General features: G+C 60.5%; 16 protein-coding genes. 5 read left to right on the forward strand and 11 right to left on the reverse strand.

Annotation, left to right across the window (positions count from 1 at the left end):
* Window positions 1-11: 11 nt before the first annotated feature.
* The 5 genes from HNR03_RS27610 to HNR03_RS27630 all read right to left on the reverse strand — a co-directional run bounded on the left by HNR03_RS27610 (window position 12) and on the right by HNR03_RS27630 (window position 5,588).
* Window positions 12-1,430 carry an ABC transporter substrate-binding protein gene (locus tag HNR03_RS27610; protein WP_259157226.1) on the reverse strand — a complete coding sequence of 473 codons (1,419 nt, stop codon included), beginning with the start codon at window positions 1,428-1,430 and terminating at the stop codon, window positions 12-14.
* A 236-nt stretch (window positions 1,431-1,666) separates the two neighbouring features.
* Window positions 1,667-1,912, reverse strand: a complete 246-nt coding sequence (locus HNR03_RS27615; RefSeq protein ID WP_007946457.1) for a ferredoxin family protein — start codon at window positions 1,910-1,912, stop codon at window positions 1,667-1,669.
* A 25-nt stretch (window positions 1,913-1,937) separates the two neighbouring features.
* Complete coding sequence (locus HNR03_RS27620; RefSeq protein WP_259157227.1) at window positions 1,938-3,683, reverse strand: fumarate reductase/succinate dehydrogenase flavoprotein subunit; 1,746 nt, start codon at window positions 3,681-3,683, stop codon at window positions 1,938-1,940.
* Window positions 3,680-4,447 (reverse strand): GntR family transcriptional regulator, encoded by a 768-nt coding sequence (locus HNR03_RS27625; RefSeq protein WP_259157228.1) that lies wholly within the window; start codon window positions 4,445-4,447, stop codon window positions 3,680-3,682. The genes HNR03_RS27620 and HNR03_RS27625 overlap by 4 nt, the downstream gene beginning before the upstream one ends.
* A 253-nt stretch (window positions 4,448-4,700) precedes the next feature.
* Complete coding sequence (locus HNR03_RS27630; RefSeq protein WP_259157229.1) at window positions 4,701-5,588, reverse strand: Dyp-type peroxidase; 888 nt, start codon at window positions 5,586-5,588, stop codon at window positions 4,701-4,703.
* 261 nt (window positions 5,589-5,849) lie between these two features.
* Between HNR03_RS27630 and HNR03_RS27635 the strand changes: the two genes are divergently transcribed.
* Entirely contained in the window at window positions 5,850-7,475 is a 1,626-nt protein-coding gene (locus HNR03_RS27635) for an NADP-dependent glyceraldehyde-3-phosphate dehydrogenase (RefSeq protein WP_259157230.1), read from the forward strand.
* Between the two features lie 44 nt (window positions 7,476-7,519).
* Window positions 7,520-8,563: an FUSC family protein gene (locus HNR03_RS27640; RefSeq protein ID WP_259157247.1), complete on the forward strand. Its 1,044-nt coding sequence runs from the start codon at window positions 7,520-7,522 to the stop codon at window positions 8,561-8,563.
* A gap of 7 nt (window positions 8,564-8,570) precedes the next feature.
* On the opposite strand, the gene HNR03_RS27645 is transcribed toward HNR03_RS27640, so the two are convergent.
* Window positions 8,571-9,464, reverse strand: coding sequence for a DMT family transporter (locus HNR03_RS27645; protein WP_259157231.1), 894 nt, complete (start codon window positions 9,462-9,464; stop codon window positions 8,571-8,573).
* A 135-nt stretch (window positions 9,465-9,599) separates the two neighbouring features.
* On the opposite strand from HNR03_RS27645, the gene HNR03_RS27650 reads away from it, so the two are divergent.
* Together HNR03_RS27650 and HNR03_RS27655 are read left to right on the forward strand one after the other, a co-directional pair.
* Complete coding sequence (locus HNR03_RS27650; protein WP_059182827.1) at window positions 9,600-10,037, forward strand: Lrp/AsnC family transcriptional regulator; 438 nt, start codon at window positions 9,600-9,602, stop codon at window positions 10,035-10,037.
* Window positions 10,038-10,094: 57 nt separating this feature from the next.
* A complete protein-coding gene (locus HNR03_RS27655) occupies window positions 10,095-10,421 on the forward strand; it encodes a YceK/YidQ family lipoprotein (protein WP_259157232.1) in 327 nt (108 codons plus the stop codon).
* On the opposite strand, the gene HNR03_RS27660 is transcribed toward HNR03_RS27655, so the two are convergent.
* Window positions 10,362-11,279 carry a LysR substrate-binding domain-containing protein gene (locus HNR03_RS27660; RefSeq protein WP_259157233.1) on the reverse strand — a complete coding sequence of 306 codons (918 nt, stop codon included), beginning with the start codon at window positions 11,277-11,279 and terminating at the stop codon, window positions 10,362-10,364. The two genes, HNR03_RS27655 and HNR03_RS27660, sit on opposite strands and share 60 nt — an antisense overlap.
* A gap of 113 nt (window positions 11,280-11,392) precedes the next feature.
* On the opposite strand from HNR03_RS27660, the gene HNR03_RS27665 reads away from it, so the two are divergent.
* Complete coding sequence (locus HNR03_RS27665; RefSeq protein ID WP_259157234.1) at window positions 11,393-11,818, forward strand: VOC family protein; 426 nt, start codon at window positions 11,393-11,395, stop codon at window positions 11,816-11,818.
* Here HNR03_RS27665 and HNR03_RS27670 read toward each other — a convergent pair.
* The 4 genes from HNR03_RS27670 to HNR03_RS27685 form a co-directional block, all read right to left on the reverse strand.
* Window positions 11,796-12,386, reverse strand: coding sequence for a GGDEF domain-containing protein (locus HNR03_RS27670; RefSeq protein ID WP_259157235.1), 591 nt, complete (start codon window positions 12,384-12,386; stop codon window positions 11,796-11,798). The genes HNR03_RS27665 and HNR03_RS27670 overlap by 23 nt on opposite strands.
* Before the next feature lie 76 nt (window positions 12,387-12,462).
* Complete coding sequence (locus HNR03_RS27675; RefSeq protein ID WP_259157236.1) at window positions 12,463-13,041, reverse strand: hypothetical protein; 579 nt, start codon at window positions 13,039-13,041, stop codon at window positions 12,463-12,465.
* Window position 13,042: 1 nt separating this feature from the next.
* Window positions 13,043-15,211, reverse strand: coding sequence for a xanthine dehydrogenase family protein molybdopterin-binding subunit (locus HNR03_RS27680; protein WP_259157237.1), 2,169 nt, complete (start codon window positions 15,209-15,211; stop codon window positions 13,043-13,045).
* A gap of 24 nt (window positions 15,212-15,235) precedes the next feature.
* A complete protein-coding gene (locus tag HNR03_RS27685; RefSeq protein ID WP_259157238.1) occupies window positions 15,236-15,691 on the reverse strand; it encodes a (2Fe-2S)-binding protein in 456 nt (151 codons plus the stop codon).
* Window positions 15,692-15,979 lie beyond the last annotated feature (288 nt).

The raw sequence follows: 15,979 nt of genomic DNA on the forward strand, positions 1-15,979 counted from the left end.
ATATCTAAAAATCAGCGGATGGCGACTGCCTGGGTGGTGGCATCGGTGAAGTCGAAGACTTTTCCGCCCTGGGCCGTAGCGAATTGCTGGGCCTGGCCTTTGAGCAGGAAGGCACTCAAGCGGCCTTTCGCATCACTGGCAAACCACGCCTGGTCGGCCAGCAACTTGATCCCGCTGTCGCTCGCCTGGGCATACACCGCGCGAATGTTTTTGCCTTCCTGCTTCAAGCCGGCCAATGCGGTGAACGCCGATTCGGCCGAGGCGTATTGACGGACTTTCGGTTCACCGCGCACCCAGATTTCCGCCACATGACTGAAATCGGTGATGGCTTTGCCGCTCGCCGCATCCACCGCGTTGAGCGGCGTCTGCCCGTAGTTGGCCAATTGCGCGGTGTAGTCCAGGTTCGAGGCCTTGAACGCGGCGCGGATGTACTGGTCGTCGATGAAGGTATTCAGATCCAGGCCGCGATCCGCCTTCTTCAACAGCTTGAGCGTATCGATGGCGGTGCCGACAGCCTGGCGGTATTCCGGCTTCCAGCTCAGGTCACGGGTTTGCACGCCCAGCGGACCGTGGAACAGGTAATTGACCTCGGCGTCGACGCCGGAGACCTTGGCGATCAGCTCGCTGTATTTCTCCGGCTCGGCCGCCAGCAGTTGATTGGCCTCGATGCTCGCTCGCAGGTAGGCAACGACGATTTCCGGGTATTTCTTCGCATAGGCCTGATCGACCAAGGCACCATGGAATGTCGGTGTGTTGGCCTGTGAACCGTCATAAATCTTGCGGGCGAAACCTCGGCTCGGGAACAGTTCGGCGAACGGCACGAAGTCGGCGTGGGCGTCGATTTTCCCGGCTTGCAACGCAGAACCGGCCACTTCCGGCGGTTGGGCGATGATGTTCACATCTTTGAGCGGATCCCAGCCTTGCGCAGCCACGGCCCGCAATAACATGCCGTGGGCTGTGGACGCGAACGGCACGGAAATGGTCTTGCCCTTCAACTCGGCCAGTGACTGCACGCCCGAGGCGCTGGGCACCACGATGCCGTTGCCGCTGCCCTTGATGCTGCCCGACAACACGCTGATAAACAGGCTGTGCTTGCCGGCGGTTTCGAACGCCACACCGTTGAACGAACCGGGGAAATCGGCCATGGCGCCGAAGTCGAGTTTGCCGGCGACCATTTCATTGGTCAGGGGCGCACCGCTGGTGAAGTTTTTCCATTCCACGTCATATTTGGCGTCCTTGTAGGGGCCGTCGTGGGGCAGGTATTTATCGAGCAGGCCGAGTTCGCGAATCAACAAGCCGCCGGCAGCGCAATTGATCGTGGTGTCCTGGGTGCCGATGGCGATGCGGATGGTTTCGGCCGAGGCCGACAAGGTGAATGAAGCCAGTACCAGACCGGCAAATGCTGCGCGCAGCGATGTTGGCAAAGACATGGTGGATCCCCTCGAATCATTTATAGGATGTTCGTCTCCGCCACGATCAGGGCGTGGTGGGAAACGAGGGGTGTTTTGAAGCAAGCGTCCGGGGGTGGCCGGGTAGCGTTAGTGTTTTCTTGGCGGGCCTCATAGCTGGCAGGCCAGCTCCCACAAGGTTCTCTGTCGCCAGCGAAATCTGTGTCCCACTGCAAATTCCTGTGGGAGCTGGCCTGCCAGCGATGGCGTCCTTTCAGTCAGCGCAGCAAATACGGGATTTCGACTTTCACCGCCCCGGTCGGGCAGTCCTTTTCGCAGGGCATGCAGTACCAGCATTCATCGAAGGCCATGTAGGCTTTTTGCGTGGCCGGGTTGATGGCCAGCAGGTCCATCGGGCAGACGTCGACGCACACGGTGCAGCCTTTATGGGCGATGCAAAGGTCTTCATCGACCGTGACCGGCGCATTGGAGCGGAAGAATATTTCCTGGGGTTGATAGGCCATTTGGCGGTCTCTCTTTTAGTGATGCTCAGGCCGCGAAGGCACCGACCCGCAGCCGGTCATAGGCCTGCATTTCTTCGGCATCAAGCGCGATGATGTAAGGCTCGACGGCTTTCTTGAAGCTGGTCATCAAACCGTTTTCACCCTTCTTCAGATGGCAATGGCAGAACCAGTCGCTGTCGTCGCGTTGCGGGTGATCGACGCGATAGTGGTAAAGCCCCCAGCGACTTTCGGCGCGGAACAAGGACGCGCGGGCAGCCATTTCGGCGCAGTCGCGGATCATGCTGACTTCCATGGCGCGCATCAGTTCGTGGGCGTTGTGGGCCTTGATCTGATCGAGATCGCGCTGGATATCGCTGAAGCGTTGCAGGCCGATCTGCATCTTCTTGGTCACTTTCGGCGGTTGCAGGTAATCGTTCACAAAACGCCGCAACTTGTACTCGACCTGCGCGGGCGGCAGTCCGTGTTCTCGGTCCAGTGGTGCGTAGACCCGTTGCTTTTCCGTTTTAACCTGCTCGGCATCGACCGCTGAAAACTCGCGCCCGGCGACGAAATCCGCTGCATTAGTGCCGGCAAACCAGCCATACGTGAACGCGCCGAGCATGTAGTTATGCGGCACCGCTGCCATGTCCCCCGCCGAGTACAAGCCCTTGACCGAGGTTTCGGCCTTCTCGTTGACCCACACGCCGGACGCCGAGTGCCCACTGCAAAAGCCGATTTCCGAAATGTGCATCTCGACCATTTGCGTGCGGTAATCGGTGCCGCGATTGGCGTGGAACTGGCCCCGGCTCGGGCGTTCGTTGCTGTGCAGGATCTCTTCGATGTTCTGGATGGTTTCCTCGGCCAGGTGATCAAGCTTGAGGAACACCGGGCCGTTGCCGCTCTCGAGCTCCTGGTGAAACTCCCACATCATCTGGCCGCTCCAGTAGTCGCATTCGATGAAGCGCTCGCCTTTATTGTTCGCCGTGTAGCCACCCAGCGGGCCGGTGACGTAGGCGCAGGCCGGGCCGTTGTAGTCCTTGATCAACGGGTTGATCTGGAAGCATTCGAGGTTCGAAAGTTCGGCCCCGGCGTGATAGGCCATGGCATAGCCGTCGCCGGCATTGGTCGGGTTTTCGTAGGTGCCCATCAGGTAGCCGGAGGCTGGCAGCCCCAGGCGCCCGGCCGCGCCGCAGCACAGGATCACGGCTTTGGCCTTGATCACATGGAAGTCGGCGGTGCGGCAATCGAAGCCCATCACGCCGTTGACTGCGCCCTCTTCATCCGTCAGCAATCGCGTGCAGACCAGGCGATTGGTGATGTTCACCCGCGCCCGCTTCAACTGGCGGTACAGGACTTTCTTGATGTCATGCCCTTCCGGCATCGGCAACACGTAGGCGCCCATGTGGTGGACCTTTTTCACCGCGTAGTCGCCGGTCTCATCCTTCTCGAACTTGACGCCCCAGCGGTCCAGTTGCTCGATAGTTTCGAAGCTGTGGGTCGCATAGGCATAGACCGCCGCCTGATTGACGATGCCGTCGTTGGCAATGGTGATTTCCTTGGTGTACTGCTCCGGCGTCGAATGGCCGGGAATGATCGCGTTGTTCAGCCCGTCCATGCCCATGCTGATCGCGCCGCTGCGTTTGACGTTGGCCTTGTCGATCAGCAGGACGCGCAGATCGCGGTTGCGTTCCTTGGCCTTGATCGCCGCCATCGGGCCAGCGGTGCCGCCGCCAATCACGACGATGTCGTATTCCTGCTCAAGAGTGCTTCTGGTGATAGAGCTGTGGGTCATGCCTGATCCCCTTTTTGCCGGTCGATCCGCAAGCGGTACTGGAAGGCATCGCCGCGGTAGTAAAGGTGTTCAAAGTCCACGGGTTGACCGCTGGCGTCGTGGGTCAGGCGCTCGATGCGCATGATCGGCGAACCGGGTTCGACGTTCAGCGCCTGGGTCAGGTCGCTGTCGGCCAGCACCGCGTCGATAGCCAGATCGGCGTGGCCGAGGGCCAGGCCGCAGTCGTTCTCGAGGATCAGAAAGATGTCGCGGGTCACCAGATCAGCCTTCTCCAGCCGTTCACCGATGGCTTTGGGCAGGTAGGTGATTTCCAGCGAAATCGGCTCGCGATTGATCAGCCGCACCCGTTTGATCTGCGCCACGGTTTCACCTTCGGCGACATGCAAACGCTCGGCGACCAGTTTGTCGGCGGCAATGAATTTGAAACTGCGCAGGCGGTTGATCACCTCGTAACCGCGACCGGTCATGGACTCGGCCAGGCCTTGCAAGGTGCTGACGTTCTGGAAGGTTTTGGGCTTGGCGACGAAAGTGCCCTTGCCGTGGATCTTGAAGATCAGCCCTTCCTTTTGCAGATCGCCCAAGGCCTGGCGCACGGTGATGCGGCTGACTTTGAACAGCGTGCCAAGCTCGCTTTCGGAGGGCATCTGGCTGTCTTGCGGGTATTCGCCATCGAGGATACGGGCGCGCAGCACATCACGCAGTTGGGTGTGCAGCGGAATACTGCTGTGGGACAGCGGGCTGAGGGATAGAACGTTATCGGTCATGAAGATCACTTGTTATAACGAGTTATGACGTGATCTTAGAGAGGCCTTGTGAGGATTGAGAAATACTGATTAAGCATAAGGTTAGAAGATCAAAAGATCGCAGCCTCGTTTCACTCGACAGCTCCTACAGAAGGAATGCAAAACCCTGTAGGAGCTGTCGAGTAAAACGAGGCTGCGATCTTTTGACTATGTGTCAGGTGCGCTTGAGGAGCGCGTCCATCACCCAATCGGTTTTCAACATGCCGAGCATGGGTTAGCCGATGCGCAGGGCGCGCAGGTCCAGATGACCGTCCTTGAGCGGCGGGCACCAGTAGTAACCGCCGGTGATCGGGCGACTGATGCGGTACAAGCCGTCGGTGATGCCGTCTTCCAGGCCGCTCATGCGGCGCAACTGGGCTTCGAAGGCGTCGAGGGAAAAACCGAACGCCAGGAACATCAGGCCGGCGCGATCACCTTCGATCCACGGCATCGAACGACGGACCACAAACGCCTCGGGGGCAAAGCTTTCCTGGGCGGTGCGTTTGACGTGGGCCGAAATGGGCGCGTCGTCAATTTCCTCGTTGTCGATCAGACGGCGGCCCATGATGTTGTCTTTCTCATGGGGCGGCATGGCGTGAAAGCCCTTGAGGTCATGCTGCCACTGCTGGATCGCGGCAAAGCTGCCCCCGACCAGGCCTTCTGCACCTTCGGCCAATAGCGCGGCAGCCACGGCGGCTTCATCGTGGGGGTTTTCGGTGCCGTCCTCGTAACCGGTCAAATCGTGGCCGGTCTGGTGGCGGAAGGTTTCGTTCATCTGCACCAGGCGCAAGGCTGGTGCCAGCGCGGCTTCGATGGCGTTGCTGCGATTGAGCAATTCACCCCGGTCGACGCCGTGCAACCAGCACCAGAGCGCGTGCTGGGTCGACGGATTATCGACACCGACACCGGCCAGCGCCGGGAACGCCCGCAGGCCTTCGACCTGAGCGTGCAGCGCCTTGACCAGGGACTCACCGAAGCCGACCACCGCCGATTTCCCGTCCACCAGTTGCGCCAGGTTATCGAGCGCGGCAGGCAAGGCTTCGGCAGATTCGAGGGCGAAGAACATATGACGGGCTTGTGGCGGAACAGGGGTGGCGAGAATGCCCGGCTGGTAATAACTCATATGAACTCCTTAAAAAGAGCGCTGAGTTTAACCGGGGGATGAGCATTTGTGTGCACCCCATATGGATTTGCGGGTTGACGGCGTCCGTCGACGGGGCCACCTTTTTCATCGTGCTCAAGCACAGGTCAACACGAAGGCACCGACGCGAGAGGGTTGAGGGTTGAAACCCTGAGCCGCAAAACGATGAGATGAGTCATGACAAGCGAGGCCGAGGTCTGCTAAAACGATTCATCAGTCACCCAATCCAGACGGGGTAGCGACATGACCACAGCCAACATTCTCGGCAACCTGTTCCCGAGTCACGCCGACATTCCGGAAAAATACCGCCTCGACGGCCAGACCGAGCAACGCGAATACCTGGTCGACGGCGAACTGAAAACCTGGTCCGGGCCCCTCGCCCAGGTCCGCAGCCCGGTGTACCTGACCGGTGCCAATGGCGACGAACAAGTGATTCTCGGCAGCACGCCGCTGCTCGATGCGGAGACTGCGCTGACCGCGCTCGATGCCGCCGTCCGCGCCTATGACCGGGGCCAGGGTTTGTGGCCGACCATGCGGGTGGCCGAACGCATCCAGCACGTCGAAACCTTCCTCAGCCGGATGCGCGAACAGCGTGAGGCCGTGGTCAAGCTGCTGATGTGGGAGATCGGCAAGAACCTCAAGGACTCGGAGAAAGAGTTCGACCGCACCTGTGATTACATCGTCGACACCATCAACGCCCTGAAAGAACTCGACCGCCGCTCCAGCCGTTTCGAGCTGGAGCAGGACACCCTCGGGCAGATCCGCCGCGTACCGCTGGGTGTGGCGCTGTGCATGGGGCCTTACAACTATCCGCTGAATGAAACCTTCACCACGCTGATCCCGGCGCTGATCATGGGCAACACCGTGGTGTTCAAACCGGCGAAACTCGGCGTGCTGCTGATTCGGCCCTTGCTGGAAGCCTTCCGCGACAGCTTCCCGGCAGGCGTAATCAACGTGATCTACGGCAGCGGTCGCGAGACCGTCAGCGCGCTGATGGCCAGCGGCAAGATCGATATCTTCGCGTTCATCGGCACCAACAAAGCCGCCAGCGACTTGAAAAAACTCCACCCCAAACCACACCGTTTGCGTGCGGCGCTGGGCCTGGATGCGAAGAACCCGGGCATCGTGCTGCCGGAAGTCGACCTCGACAACGCGGTCAGCGAAGCGGTGACCGGCTCGCTGTCGTTCAACGGCCAGCGTTGCACCGCGCTGAAAATCCTCTTTGTCCACGAAGATGTGGTCGAGTCGTTCATCGAGAAATTCAACGCCAAACTCGCCACCCTGAAGCCGGGAATGCCGTGGGACAGCGGCGTAGCCCTGACGCCGTTGCCGGAAGCGAGCAAGGTCGACTACCTGCATTCGCTGGTGGCGGATGCCGTGAGCAAAGGCGCCACGGTGGTGAATCCGAACGGCGGACAGGCCCGGGCATCGTTCTTCTATCCGGCCGTGCTGTTCCCGGTGACGCCGCAGATGCGCGTCTATCAGGAAGAACAGTTCGGCCCGGTAGTGCCCATCGTGCCTTACCGGCATCTGGACACGGTGATCGACTACGTCCTGGAATCGGACTTCGGCCAGCAGTTGAGTATCTTCGGCACCAACCCGGTGGCCGTCGGGCGCCTCGTAGATACCTTTGCCAACCAGGTCGGGCGGATCAACCTCAACGCCCAGTGCCAGCGCGGCCCGGACACCTACCCGTTCAATGGCCGCAAGAACTCCGCCGAAGGCACGCTGTCGGTACATGATGCGCTGCGGGTGTTTTCGATCCGCACGCTGGTGGCCACCAAGTTCCAGGAAACCAACAAGGAACTCATCAGCGAGATCATCAGCGGACGCAGCTCAAGCTTCCTGACCACCGATTATATTTTCTGAGGACACCGAGCCTGAGCACATTCAGAGCCAACCGATTGCCACCGCTGCTGCGCCGTTTACTGCGTCCGTTGCTGGACCCGTATCGGCGCTATCGCCACGCGAAACTGATCCACGCGGTGCGCGTATCGCTCGGGTTGCTGGCGACGATCCTGCTGACCACCGGCATCCACCTGCCCCACGGTGAGTGGGCGTCGGTGACGATGCTGGTGGTGATCGGCGGCTTGCAACACCACGGCAACATCGGCAAAAAAGCCGCTGAACGCGCCATCGGGACCCTGATCGGTGCTGGCGTCGGGCTTTTGCTGGTGGCGCAACAGGCCTGGCTTGGCATGCCGTGGCTGACCTATTTTGCGATGTCGGTGGTGTGCGGGTTCTTCTCGTACCATGCCATTGGCAAGGGCGGTTACACGGCGCTGCTGTCGGCGATTACCGTGTTTATCGTCGCCGGGCACGGCGATAACCCTGTCACCGATGGCCTGTGGCGCGGGGTGGATATCCTGATCGGCATTGCCCTGGCCCTGGCGTTCTCCTTCGCCCTGCCGCTGTATGCGGTCTATTCCTGGCGCTACAACCTGGCCGACTCGCTGCGCGATTGCGCGACGATTTACGGGCGCATCATCAATGGCCAACCGGTCAGTGACGACGACCACCTCAAACTCATGAATCGCTTGAATACGGTGATGGTGCAACTGCGCTCGCTAATGCCGTCGGTGTCCAAGGAAGTGAAGATTTCCATGACCGAACTCGATGCCATCCAGCGCAACTTGCGGATGTGCGTGAGCACCCTGGAAATCCTCGGCAACACCCGACCGGATGCCAATGACCCCGAGGCCATGGCGCACTTGCAATCGTCATTGAAAGCCGAACACCGGCAAATTCGGGTGCAGTTGATCGGCATGGCCCGGGCGCTGAAAACCGGCGCGTCGCAGCGACTGAATCGCCCTATCGACTTGCCGGTTAATTCCAGTCTCGAAGCACCGGTGTACAACCCGCTGGATGGCTATCGCTTACTGATCCGTCAGTTCGCCTTGAATATCGGCGAGATGCGCCAGCGCCTGGCGAAGACTGCGCCGCGCTGGAGCATCTGATGCCCGGTTATGAGGTGACCGTCCGGCGAACCTTCAGGCCCCAGCCCTGCTGCATGCCGGCGGCGGCCAGCAGAATCGCGGCGACACCGATCCATTGCAGCGGATCGAGGCGGTGGCCGAAGGCAAACCAGTCGACGAAAATCGCCGCAATCGGGTAGATGAACGACAGCGCTCCGGTCAGTGCCGTCGGCAGTTTCTGAATCGCACCGTACAACAGCACATACATCACGCCGGTGTGGAAAATGCCCAGCGTCACCAGGCTGCCCCAGGCACTGGGTGCCTGCGGCAATGCTGAAAAGTGCGCGAATGGCGCCAGCAACAGAACGCCGGTGCTGACCTGGATCAGCGCGATCAAATGCGGTGGCGTGCCGGTCAGGCGCTTGATGATCAGTGCTGCAATCGCGTAAAGAAACGCCGCTCCCAGTGCCAGACCGATCCCCATCAGGTAATCGTTGCCGCCTGCGCCCTGCTCGCCATGAGCGCTGACAATCGCCAGCATTCCCAGAAACGAAACGCCCAACCAGAACAGTTTCTGCAGGGTGATCTTCTCGCCGAGGAACAGCGCGGCCAACCCGACCAGCATGAACGGCTGAACGTTATAAACCGCCGTACCAATGGCAATCGAGGCACGGGAATAAGAGGCGAACAGCAGCAGCCAGTTGCCGACAATCGCGACGCCGCTGAGCACCGCCAGCCAGAATGTGGTGCGGGTCAGGATGCCTGGACGCAGGAAGCCGAATGCCGCGCAGATCAGCAACAGCGTGCCGGCGCCGAACACGCAACGCCAGAACACCACGTCCAGCACCGGTTGCCCGGACACCAGCACAAACCAGCCGATGGTCCCGGAAATCAGCATGGCGGCGGTCATTTCAAATGAACCGCGACGTATTGTTTTGTCCATCATCAGACTCCTCTGTTTGAGGCCAAAGTATGCCAATCCGGCGGAGGGCTTCTCCAGCGCAAAAAGCAGGCTAAACTCGGTTTTTGCCTTTTTTATCAAGGCATATTCAGTCAATCGCCTAACAGGGGTTTTGCCATGACCGACGACATCGACCAAGTGCTGATCAGCGCCTTGATGGAAGACTCACGCCGCTCGCTCAAGGCCTTGGCCCACCTTAGCGGCCTGTCATCGCCCAGCGTTGCCGAGCGTCTGCGCCGTCTTGAAGAACGTGGCGTGCTCAAGGGCTACACCGTCGAGATCGATCCCAAATGCTTTGGTTATCAACTCCAGGCCATCGTGCGCATCCGCCCACTGCCGGGCCAGTTGCAGGAAGTGGAACGGCAAATCCAGGCGATCCCCGAATTCACCGAATGCGACAAAGTCACCGGCGACGACTGCTTCATCGCGCGCCTGCATGTGCGTTCGATGGAGCAACTGGACACCCTGCTCGACCGCCTCAACACCCATGCTGAAACCAACACTGCCATCGTCAAAAAGACCCCGGTCAAACGCCGCTTGCCCCCGATGGCGTGAGTGAAGTTTTGATGTGATACGCGTAGATTGACGGTTTTCCGGCGAAGGATTGGCGGTATGAAAACTCAGGCGGTTTTACTCGCGGCATTGATGCTCGCGGGTTGCGGTACGGTACAAACAGTGATGCGCGGTGACGAAGTGGCGGCGAAGAGTCTCAAGGAACGCAAAAGCTACTGCGGCGCCGTTCCGCGAATCTACAGCGGTGTGACTTACGATTTCTGCATACTGAATGCGCCCCTGGAAAAAGGCCGGGATGGCGAAGTGCATGACAACGCTCCGGCCATTGTGCTGATCGATGTGGTTCTATCCGGTGCGTTCGATACGTTACTGCTGCCCTACACCCTCTACCGTCAGCAGGCCGATGGCAGCATAATGGTTGACTGATGCAGCACTCAGGCACTCGGCGAACAGCTGCTGGATCGGCTGTGTGCGCTGGCTGTAGCGCTGCAACAGGACGATTTCGCGATAGAACGTCAAATCGCCCACCGGAATGATCCTGACCTTCGCTCCATAGTCCAGCCACAACCCCGCTTCGGGCAGCAGCGAAACGCCGAGCCCGCATTCGACCATTTTCACGATGGCTTCCAGTTCATCCAGCTCCAGCGCCACCTGCACATCAATCTGCTGTTCACGCAGAAACCGCGTGACCAGGCGCCCACCAAACGAATTGCGGTCGTAACGCACATGAGGATGACTCGCGAGAATCTGCAACGGGTCATCGCCTTCGAGGTCCGGCGGCACGATCAATACAAAGGCTTCCCGGCGGATCACCTGCGCGGACAGTTCTTTGGGCAAGTCGAACGGCGGCTTGATCAGAATCGCCAGGTCCACCTCTCCGGTATCCACCTGACTCAACAAATTCAACGACACACCCGGCACCAGCTTGGGCTCCAGCAATGGCGCCTGCTGACGCAATCGCAACAATGCTTGAGGCAACAAACCGGTCTGCGCCGTGGCTACCGCGCCGATTTTCAATTCGCCGCGGTATTCACTGACATCATCGCTGACCGCCATCCGGCTGAACGTGTCGAGGATCTCCCGCGCCATCGGTAACGCCCGTTGCCCTGCCGCATTGAGGATCGCCTGGCGCCCGGTGCGATCGAACAGACGAATGCCCAGCGCCTGTTCCAGATTGCGCATCTGCGCACTGACCGCCGACTGCGTCAGCCCGATGTGCATTCCGGCCGCCGCGAACGTGCCGAAGCGCGTCACGGCAATGAAGGTTTTCAGTTCGCGCAGCATGGCGTTCTCGATTGATCAAAATAATTTGAGCTCGACGCAAAAACTATCGTCTTTCAATCAAAAAGCACAGCGCTAAACTCAGCCTTACTCCCGACACATCCGAGGCGAAACCAATGCAACTCTCCCCTTTTCACCTGGCCATCCCGGTCTATGACCTCGCCGCCGCCCGGCATTTCTACGCCGAAGTATTTGGTCTGGAAGAAGGCCGCTCCAGTGACCATTGGGTCGACTTCAACTTTTTTGGCCATCAATTGGTGATCCACCTGGCGCCGAAAAACGCGTCTCAGGAAGCGGCGCACACCAATGCCGTGGACGGTCATGACGTGCCCGTGCCGCATTTTGGCGTTGTGCTGGGAATGGAAGAGTGGGAAGCCCTGGCGCAGCGATTGAAAGCCCGCGACACCCGATTCGTGATCGAACCGGGCATTCGTTTTCAGGGATTGGTGGGCGAGCAAGCGACGATGTTTCTGTTCGACCCCTGCGGCAATGCGCTGGAATTCAAGGCATTCAAAGACATCAGCCAACTGTTTGCCAAGTGAAGGCATCCGCCGCGATCAGGAGCTGATCCACCGTGTCATGCAGCAACGGGTCGACCTCGATCTGGCCGATGCTGAAGTGCAGGTCATAAGCGCGATGCACCGTGGCGTTGCGCTCTTCGAGTATTTCTTCGAGGCGCGCCCTGATCGCCGCTATTTCCACGGCACTCGAGCCTGTCAGCAAGGCCACGAATTTGTCGCTGCCTAGCCGGCCTATCACATCGCTTTCGCGAAAGGCGATCCGCAGCACATCCGCGAAGGTCTTGAGCGCATTGTCGCCCTCGGCGCGTCCGTAGAGGTAGTTGATGTGCTTGAAGTCATCGAGGTTGAACAGCAGCAGCGTCGACGACGTGCCCAACTGCCGGGAGGCATCCAGTCCTTGTTCGGCCAGCGCGGTGAAGCCGTGACGGTTGGGCAGCAGCGTCAACTCGTCCATGCTCGCCATCTGCACGCCCATCAATTCTTGCTCGGCCTTACGGGCCAGGTCGCGCAGGTGCTGGCGTTCCTGTTGTGGCGAACGCAATGTGTCTGCGCACGCGCCGTTTTTGACCGGTTTGCCTGGGATCAGCATGACACTCACTCCAGTGACGGGTATGTACTTTAGAGTGGTGCATACCCGGTATGACTCCCTGATAACGGACCGCCGGTCAGCTGCCCACCACCGGACATGGCCCTCCCGCTTGCGCCCAGAGCTTGAACTGGGTGACGAAAATGTCGTGCGGCACCGGCACCGGCGCCCTGCCTTCTCCCGGATTCCAGCCCCACAGCACCAGTTTGTCGTCACTGACATGCTTGATCATCGCGGCGAAATCCCGATCACCATTGCTGGCGCGATCCTTGATCATTGCGCACAAGCGGTCGGCCGGCAGCCCGATCCAGGCCATTTTGTGCGCCGCAGGCGGCAAGCTCCAATGCGGCGCTCCCGGCGGGGCATGGGGTCCGTAACTGGCGGGCGGATTACTATCGGCATGGCACGTCGCACAGGGCAAACCGGCCGCGCCCTTGCCGTCCATCCCGCGCACGACATTCATCGCATGCGGGATCCCGGCATCGAACTGCAACGGTGAATCCCCCGGGATATGACAGTTCTGGCAGCGCGGGCTCTGGAACACCTTCTGCACCGTTTCGAAGGCCTTGATGGCTTCCTTGTCATCGGCAAACAGGTCATCGGCGTAGCTGGCCAGACCGACCAGCACCACCGCGCCCAGAATCAGATGTCGTCTCATGTCACACCCCCGACAGTTGCAAGGGCAGTTCCCGCAGGCGTTGCCCGGTCAGGGCGAACACCGCGTTGGCCACCGCCGGCGCCGTGGGTGGAACGCCGGCCTCACCGATCCCTCCGGACCTTTCGGTGCTCGGCACGATGTGCACTTCGACCACCGGCATTTCGTTCAGCCGCAGCACTTGATAATCATGGTAATTGGACTGCACGACCTGCCCGTTCTTCAGGGTCAGCTTGCTGTGCAAGGTAAACCCGAGGCCAAAAGTGATGCAGGATTCCATCTGCGCGGCGATGCTCATCGGGTTGACGGCAATCCCGCAATCCACTGCGCACACCACCCTATGCACTCGAATCGCCAGGTTGTCCTGGGACACTTCAGCCACCTGCGCCACGTAACTGCCGAAGGACTCATGCACCGCCACACCCAAGGCGTGGCCGTCCGGCAGAGGCGCCGCCCAGTTGGCTTTTTCGACGGCAAAGTTGAGCACGCCCAGATGCCTCGGATGCGCCTTGAGCAAGGTGCGTCGATACTCCACCGGGTCCTTGCAGGCCGCCTCCGCCATTTCGTCGATCAACGATTCCATGACGAACGCCGTGTGGCTGTGCCCCACCGAACGCAGCCAGAGCACGTTGATGCCGGTTTTCGGCGAGTGCAGTTCCACTTGATGATTGGCCAGGCCTTCAAGGTACGGACTGTCGGCGACGCCTTCGACCGAGGTCTTGTCGATGCCGTCCTTGACCATCGTTGCCTCAAGCATGGTGCCGGCCATGATCGACTGGCCGACCATCACATGCTTCCATGCCAGGGGCATGCCGTCGGCGTCCAGGCCGATTCGCGCCTGATGCAAAAACGCCGAGCGGTAATAGCCGCCGCGGATGTCGTCCTCCCGCGACCAGACGGTTTTCACCGGTTCGCCCGCTGCCTTGGCCACTTGCACGGCCTCCGCGACGAAATCCGAGGTCGGATTGGCCCGGCGTCCGAATCCGCCGCCGAGAAATTCGGTGTGGATTTCCACCTGTTCAGGCTTGAGCCCGGTGATCTTGCCCGCGATCATTTGATCCAGCGTCTGGAACTGCGTACCGGTCCAGATCTCGCACTTGTCCTTGCTGATTTTCACCGTGCAATTGAGCGGTTCCATCGGTGCGTGGGCCAGGTACGGCACGCTGTACTCGACGTCGATGGTCTTGACCGCTTTGCCCAATGCGGTGGCCGTGTCCCCGGCCTTGCTGGCCGAGGTGCCGGGGGTGGCCGCGAGTTTGCGGAAACTTTCCAGCAGTTGCTGGCTGTCGAGGCCGGCGTTCGGCCCCAGGTCCCACTCGACCTTCAACGCATCGCGCCCAAGCTTCGCCGCCCAGTAATGATCGGCAATCACCGCCACGCCCGTGGGCACCTGCACCACTTTATGCACGCCCGGCACCGCCAGCGCTTCGGCGCCTTCGAAAGACTTGACGCTGCCACCGAACACCGGCGAACGGGCGACCATGGCCGTCATCAAGCCGTCGAACTGCACGTCCATGCCGAACTTGGCGCGTCCGGTGATTTTCTCCGGGGTGTCCAGGCGCTTGGTGGGTTTGCCGATGACTTTCCAATCCTTGGCGTCCTTGAACGTGATCGACGCCGGATCCGGCACTGGCAGCTTGCCGGCGTCATCCGCGAGCTCGCCGTAGGTCGCACGTTTGTCGCCGGCAACCACCACGCCTGATTCGGTATGAATCTCGGAGGGCGCGACGTTGAAGCGCTTGGCGGCCGCCTGGATCAGCATCAAGCGCGCCGCCGCGCCGGCCTGCCGATAGCGGTCGAATTCCATCCAGGTCGAGGTCGAGCCACCGGTGATCTGCATCCCGCCGAACCCCGGCATGCCGTAGTCCGCCGCCGAGGCAGGTGAATGCTCGACGCGAATCTTCGACCAGTCGGCGTCCAGCTCTTCGGCAATCAACATGGTCAAGCCAGTCCAGATGCCCTGGCCCATTTCCGAATGGCCAAGCAGCACGGTGACGGTGTTGTCATTACCGATGCGCAGGAAAGCATTCGGTGCAAAAACATTGCCTTCATTCTCCGCCCCCAGGGCAAAGCGATGAGCGCCGGGGATGACGAACGCCACCACCAGACCCGCGCCCAAGGCGGCGCTGCCCTTAAGGAAACTGCGGCGTGACACGGGGTTGAAGCTGTTCATATCCAGACTCCCTTCAACGTGGCATCAACCGATCTCGGCGGCGCGTTTGACCGCGGCACGGATCCTTGGGTAGGTGCCGCAGCGGCAGATGTTGCCGGAGAGCGCCTGATCGATGTCGCTGTCGGTGGGCTTGGGGATCTTGGCCAGCAACGCGGCGGCGGACATGATTTGTCCGGACTGGCAGTAACCGCACTGCACCACGTCAAGTTCGGCCCAGGCTTGTTGCACCGGGTGTGAGCCGTCGGTGGAGAGGCCTTCGATGGTGAGGATTTTTTGGCCGTGGGCGACTGCCGTGGCGGGTGTGATGCAGGAGCGCAGTGGTGCGCCTTCGACATGTACGGTGCAGGCGCCGCACTGGGCCATGCCGCAACCGAATTTGGTCCCGGTGAGGTGCGCGACATCGCGCAGGACCCAGAGCAATGGCATGTCTGCGGGGACATCAAGCTCTTGGTCTTTGCCGTTGATGTTCAGGGTCAGCATTGTGAATTTCCTCAGACTCACGGTGTTCTGGAGGGGCGTCGCTGTGGTGATGGAGATGCTTGCGCGCTTGGGTTATCCATACAGCTAAGCGCAAAATGCCGGGGGAGACGGGTTCATCGACCATCGGTCACGGGTCGGGATTGGTGGGGGTCGGGATTGGGATTGGGATTGGGATTGGGGGTATATCCGTTTTTGCGGTAACGGCGGCTATTGGTTCCGCCCTGACGGCGGGTCACTTGGAGAAGCGCCAAGTAACCAAGCGCTTTTGCCCCTGACGTTCGGTGCCTC

This window comes from Pseudomonas sp. JAI111, from assembly GCF_024809425.1.
Taxonomy (GTDB): domain Bacteria; phylum Pseudomonadota; class Gammaproteobacteria; order Pseudomonadales; family Pseudomonadaceae; genus Aquipseudomonas.

Excerpts from the sequence above, each read along its gene's own strand:
- HNR03_RS27645 (WP_259157231.1), bottom strand. The coding sequence starts at position 9,464 with ATGGACAAAACAATACGTCGCGGTTCATTTGAAATGACCGCCGCCATG.
- HNR03_RS27650 (WP_059182827.1), top strand. The coding sequence starts at position 9,600 with ATGACCGACGACATCGACCAAGTGCTGATCAGCGCCTTGATGGAAGAC.
- HNR03_RS27665 (WP_259157234.1), top strand. The coding sequence starts at position 11,393 with ATGCAACTCTCCCCTTTTCACCTGGCCATCCCGGTCTATGACCTCGCC.
- HNR03_RS27625 (WP_259157228.1), bottom strand. The coding sequence starts at position 4,447 with ATGACCGATAACGTTCTATCCCTCAGCCCGCTGTCCCACAGCAGTATT.
- HNR03_RS27675 (WP_259157236.1), bottom strand. The coding sequence starts at position 13,041 with ATGAGACGACATCTGATTCTGGGCGCGGTGGTGCTGGTCGGTCTGGCC.
- HNR03_RS27635 (WP_259157230.1), top strand. The coding sequence starts at position 5,850 with ATGACCACAGCCAACATTCTCGGCAACCTGTTCCCGAGTCACGCCGAC.
- HNR03_RS27660 (WP_259157233.1), bottom strand. The coding sequence starts at position 11,279 with ATGCTGCGCGAACTGAAAACCTTCATTGCCGTGACGCGCTTCGGCACG.
- HNR03_RS27685 (WP_259157238.1), bottom strand. The coding sequence starts at position 15,691 with ATGCTGACCCTGAACATCAACGGCAAAGACCAAGAGCTTGATGTCCCC.
- HNR03_RS27670 (WP_259157235.1), bottom strand. The coding sequence starts at position 12,386 with ATGCTGATCCCAGGCAAACCGGTCAAAAACGGCGCGTGCGCAGACACA.
- HNR03_RS27620 (WP_259157227.1), bottom strand. The coding sequence starts at position 3,683 with ATGACCCACAGCTCTATCACCAGAAGCACTCTTGAGCAGGAATACGAC.
- HNR03_RS27630 (WP_259157229.1), bottom strand. The coding sequence starts at position 5,588 with ATGAGTTATTACCAGCCGGGCATTCTCGCCACCCCTGTTCCGCCACAA.
- HNR03_RS27680 (WP_259157237.1), bottom strand. The coding sequence starts at position 15,211 with ATGAACAGCTTCAACCCCGTGTCACGCCGCAGTTTCCTTAAGGGCAGC.
- HNR03_RS27610 (WP_259157226.1), bottom strand. The coding sequence starts at position 1,430 with ATGTCTTTGCCAACATCGCTGCGCGCAGCATTTGCCGGTCTGGTACTG.
- HNR03_RS27615 (WP_007946457.1), bottom strand. The coding sequence starts at position 1,912 with ATGGCCTATCAACCCCAGGAAATATTCTTCCGCTCCAATGCGCCGGTC.
- HNR03_RS27655 (WP_259157232.1), top strand. The coding sequence starts at position 10,095 with ATGAAAACTCAGGCGGTTTTACTCGCGGCATTGATGCTCGCGGGTTGC.